The organism is Candidatus Nitrosarchaeum limnium BG20 (assembly GCF_000241145.1).
Lineage (GTDB): Archaea > Thermoproteota > Nitrososphaeria > Nitrososphaerales > Nitrosopumilaceae > Nitrosarchaeum > Nitrosarchaeum limnae.
The window spans coordinates 1-4,480 of record NZ_AHJG01000084.1 but is presented as its reverse complement, the minus strand read 5'-3'; the positions used below and the strand labels follow the sequence as shown (position 1 = coordinate 4,480).

The window sequence follows — 4,480 nt, the reverse complement described above, 5'->3', positions numbered from 1 at the left end:
TTGTTGTGAGGAATCACCGTTACCAGCACCGTTACCAGCACCGTTACCAGCACCGTTACCAGCACCGTTACCAGCACCGTTACCAGCACCGTTACCAGAATTAGCAAAAGCTAAACCAGCACCAGTAAAACTTCCAGTTAAGAGTAAAACAGAGAAAGATATAATAAGTAAAGTATGCAGATAACCATTCAAATTAATTTTCAACTTGAATAATTATTTCATCAATTAGCTTAAGACCTTCTGTTTGTAATCAAATTACAAACGAATGCGTTAAAAAATGACTCGATAACATCTAGGAGTAAGAAATGCTCTCAATCATAGAGTTTGGGGAATTATTTATCGTAGATTCTTCAGTTTTTTGGAGGTTTTTTGGTAATCTTATTGTAAATGTTGTAGGATTATTCCTGACAGATATTTTACCACCATGAGCCTCCACAATACTTTTACAGCTAGATAATCCCAGACCGGTACCAACTTGTTTTGTGGTAAATAGAGGCTCAAAGATTTTTTCAAGAATAGAATCAGGAACACCAGAACCAGAATCCTCAATTTCGACTAATACATCATCTTGTGATTCAATGATTCTAATGCGGATTTCTCCATTCCCATTAATCGCATAACAAGCATTATCAATTAAATTTTTAAAAACAATATTCAATTTAGAAGAATCACATAGTATTGTTGAGTCATTTTCAGAAAGAATTATCTTTACATTTTCAGGAATCAACATACTTTGAAGAGTTGATTTTAGGATAGAAGACAATGAGTTTTTACTATTATGTAATTCACTGATATTTATGAAATTTAGAACATCATCAATTTGATGAGTAATTCTTGCAACAGATCTACTTATACTCTCAAAGTTGGAATTTAAACTGGGATCAGAATTATTTTTTGTTTTAAGTTTAATAATTTCAAAACCATTTTGTATTACCGATAATGGATTTCGAATGTCATGTGCAAGACGGATTGCCAATCCTCCAATCGATGTCATTCGTTCTTGGTCAATCATTTTTTTATTTAATTCTTTAAGATCTTTGGACATAATATTGATGTCTTTTCCTAATTCTGAAATTTCATCATTTCCTTTTTCAGGATATAATACAAAATTTCCTTTAGCAATATCACGAGTAACACTTTTAATTTTATTAAGGGGTTTTGAAATGGATCTTAAAATATAAAATCTAATAATAAGAGTTGTTGCAACAAATAAATTCAATGCAATAATAATACTCCAAGTCACATTACGGAGTAAAGATTCAACGTAAATTTCTCTTTGATCAATATTAGCTGTAGTTAGTTCAATTGCTTTATCAATTGCCATATTCATTTCAACGTAAGAAAAATCAAAATCATTATTCAGATTTAGAATTGTTCCACCTGATGCACCTGAAGTTTTCAATTGAATCATTTTATTTGAAATAAACAGCATTTCATTCCACTTTTCTGCCACAAGTTCAATTTGATCAACATCTTGAGGATAACTTTTAGATACAATATCAGAATACTCAGAAAAGGATTCATTAAACAAAAGTTTTGCCTCTTCAATTTTATAGAAATTTGTTTCCAATGTCTCTTCTAATGCAGCAAATTCATTTTCAGACGCATTTCTTGTTTCATCTTCTATCAAAATAATTTCATTTGTAAGCGCAGATAGATGTGTTGAGGCATATCGCATATTTTTTAATGTGTTTAAGATTGGAAGTGTTTCAGTATTAATGCTGGAAAATGTTTCTTGAACATATTTTGTGTTAATAATAGAAATAGCAGAGATTCCTCCAATCAAAATGAATAAAATTACAACTTCCAGTAACAATTTACTCTTAAGTTTCATGGTATTTTTTGCTTAATTTATGAACTAAAGGGTAGCTTGTTAAAAACAAGCTAGCACAATAGGGCAAAACGCGATAAATTTTTTTGCCAAGCATGTTGTTTGTGAATAGCGTAAACACACCAAAAGATATAACAAATATTCATTAAATTGTCATTGAATACTCAAGAAATCATCCTGAATGGGGATGAGCATAATCAAAATAATGAACTGGATGAAATCACCATCCTTCGTGATTTTGGATTAGAGGAAGATGAGGCTCAAACATATGTGGGTTTAGCTAGATTGGGGTCTTCCAAAGCAAGTGAAATTAGTACATTTACGAAAATTGAAAGAGTAAGAACATACAAAATCTTGGAGAATCTAAAAAATTTAGGATTTGCAACATCAACATTATCATCACCAATTAAATTTTCAGCAAATGATCCTGAGACGATTTTAAAAAACATCATAATAAAACAAAAACAAAAAATTGAAAATTTGGAAAAAAATAGTTCAAAGTTCTTAAATATATTATCAAAGCTAAAACTACACGAGTCTGAAGTAGAGACACCAAAATTAACCATTGTTTCTAACAGAAATAACATTTATGATCAAATCATAAAATTAATCGATGAAACAAATGATGAGTTACACATTGTTTTGGCACCGTCGGATTTAATTCGTATGTACTATACACCAGTTAGAGAAGCAATCAAAAATGCAACACTACGCAAAGTCATAATCAAATTAATGACGGATGATGAATTGGAATCAAAACGAGAGTATATTCAGAGATTAGGAATAAAATATTTCAAAATTACAACTCTTCCTACATCAGGACGTCTGGTTTGCAACAAATCTCAAGTATTGATGTCAGGAAACACATCATCATATTCAAACAAAAATAAGAGTGAAGAATCGGTCATGGTTACAAATTCAAAAGATATAGTAAGAAATATGCAAAGTTTGTGTAAATTTTTGTGGGAAACAGGTAAAGGGATCCATATTGAAAATAAACAAAATAAAAAAGAGCATTCACAAAAACAATCTACAATACTAGTTGTAGATGATGATCCTGACGCAGTAAATATTTTTTCAGAGTATTTAGAAATCAAAGGCATATCAACCGTGGAAGGATGTACAGATGCAAAAAAGGCCATCGACGTATTTAAGAAAATTCGCCCTGAGGCAGTATTTTTAGATATCATGATGCCTGATTTTGATGGATTTTACCTACTTGATGAGATTCGTAAGATTGACCCAAAAACCAAGGTAATCATGGTTACAGCAGACATGAGTGCTGCCACCAAGAAAAAACTGCAGAAAGTCAATCCGACTGATGTGATATACAAACCATACGATATAAAGCAAATAATGAGTTGTCTAGAAAAATGATTCAGATAAAAAATTTATTTTTGTTATCAGTACTTTTGGCATCATCTATTTCAATAATCTCAAACTATGCATATGCTGAATCTTCTCCAAATAGCATTTCATGGCAATTAACATTCATTACAGATAAATCAAGTTGTAATTTCTCTGAAGAAACCAAAATTAAAGAGATAGAAAATATAGTTAAAAGATATTTTCAACTATACAAGATGAATGATAGCCTACTTGAAAGTAATTGTGTATTGTCTGGACAGTATTTTAGCAATTCAAATTCAAATGATGTGAATTTGAATATCATAGTTTTGGATGAAGTGATAGGTAATCAGTTAATGATGAGATATGGATATGAGGGATTGTATGCACATTATGGGGCAGATCGAACTAGTAATCATGCAATAATAATTTCAAGTCATTCTCAGTATAGCTCAGCATTTGACAATACTGAATTTCCATGGCTTTTATCACATGAATTATCGCATTTTATTTTGTCACATAAAGGTCACAATGTAGAATCAATAGAGAGAATGCTTCATGCAGATAAATTACAATACAATGATTGTATAAGTGATTTTTCTGAAAGATGTACTGATATTAAATCCACAATAACTTCTAATGTTTCAGGACAAAAATTTAATGTAATGTCACCTCTCAAACAAGTAGTAAACCAAAATTCAATGAGTTATTTATCAGATGATCTTTATTCATCATATGCAGTAAAAAAATTATTACATCAGATTACTGGATGGTGGATAAATGGAATAATCGACGATAAATTTTATCTGGATGCATTAAAACAAATTGTTGATGTACCAATAACCAAAAACAAGGTGGCTAAAACAACTCAATTATCCATTTCAAATGGTTTTTCAATATTAGATGAGATAAAAAAAGGCAAAAATAATGAAAAAATATTAAAAAACCCAGCAAAAATGTATGACGTTCTTAAATTTATTCCGTTTGACACTCATTCAATAAAATCAGAATCAAAATCACCTATAATTCCAAGTTGGTATAAAAATCGTGCAATGTTGTGGCAAAATGAAAAACTTGAAGATAGAATATTTTTGGATGGGGTGGATGCAATTGTCAGAAATGGATTAATTCAAGAGAATTAATTTTATAAAAACTAGGTATAATCAGAACATAGAGTGTAGATAGAATAGATCATTTTGCTTTAAAACGTATTTAGCCTGCATAAAACAATTTTTTGACAATCATTTTAAAGGTACACATAAGAAAAGAAAAGCATTGCATCTCGAAGAATATATCAAAGCA

4 protein-coding genes are annotated in these 4,480 nt (G+C 30.2%); 2 read left to right on the top strand and 2 right to left on the bottom strand.

Features of this window, described 5'->3' with window-relative positions; translation table 11 throughout:
* Both BG20_RS12115 and BG20_RS02595 read right to left on the bottom strand, forming a co-directional pair.
* Nucleotides 1-192, bottom strand: a 192-nt coding sequence (locus BG20_RS12115; RefSeq protein WP_048097003.1) for a hypothetical protein, incomplete at its 3' end; no start/stop codon positions are given.
* Between the two features lie 100 nt (nt 193-292).
* The gene (locus tag BG20_RS02595) at nt 293-1,834 is read right to left on the bottom strand and encodes a sensor histidine kinase (RefSeq protein WP_010190557.1); all 1,542 of its coding nucleotides are present in this window, start codon (nt 1,832-1,834) and stop codon (nt 293-295) included.
* Between the two features lie 153 nt (nt 1,835-1,987).
* On the opposite strand from BG20_RS02595, the gene BG20_RS02590 reads away from it, so the two are divergent.
* On the top strand, nt 1,988-3,208 hold the full coding sequence (locus tag BG20_RS02590; RefSeq protein ID WP_048097004.1) for a response regulator: 1,221 nt from the start codon (nt 1,988-1,990) through the stop codon (nt 3,206-3,208).
* A complete protein-coding gene (locus tag BG20_RS02585) occupies nt 3,205-4,320 on the top strand; it encodes a hypothetical protein (protein WP_010190555.1) in 1,116 nt (371 codons plus the stop codon). The genes BG20_RS02590 and BG20_RS02585 overlap by 4 nt, the downstream gene beginning before the upstream one ends.
* The last annotated feature ends 160 nt before the right edge of the window (nt 4,321-4,480 follow it).

Excerpts from the sequence above, each read along its gene's own strand:
- BG20_RS02595 (WP_010190557.1), bottom strand. The coding sequence starts at position 1,834 with ATGAAACTTAAGAGTAAATTGTTACTGGAAGTTGTAATTTTATTCATT.
- BG20_RS02585 (WP_010190555.1), top strand. The coding sequence starts at position 3,205 with ATGATTCAGATAAAAAATTTATTTTTGTTATCAGTACTTTTGGCATCA.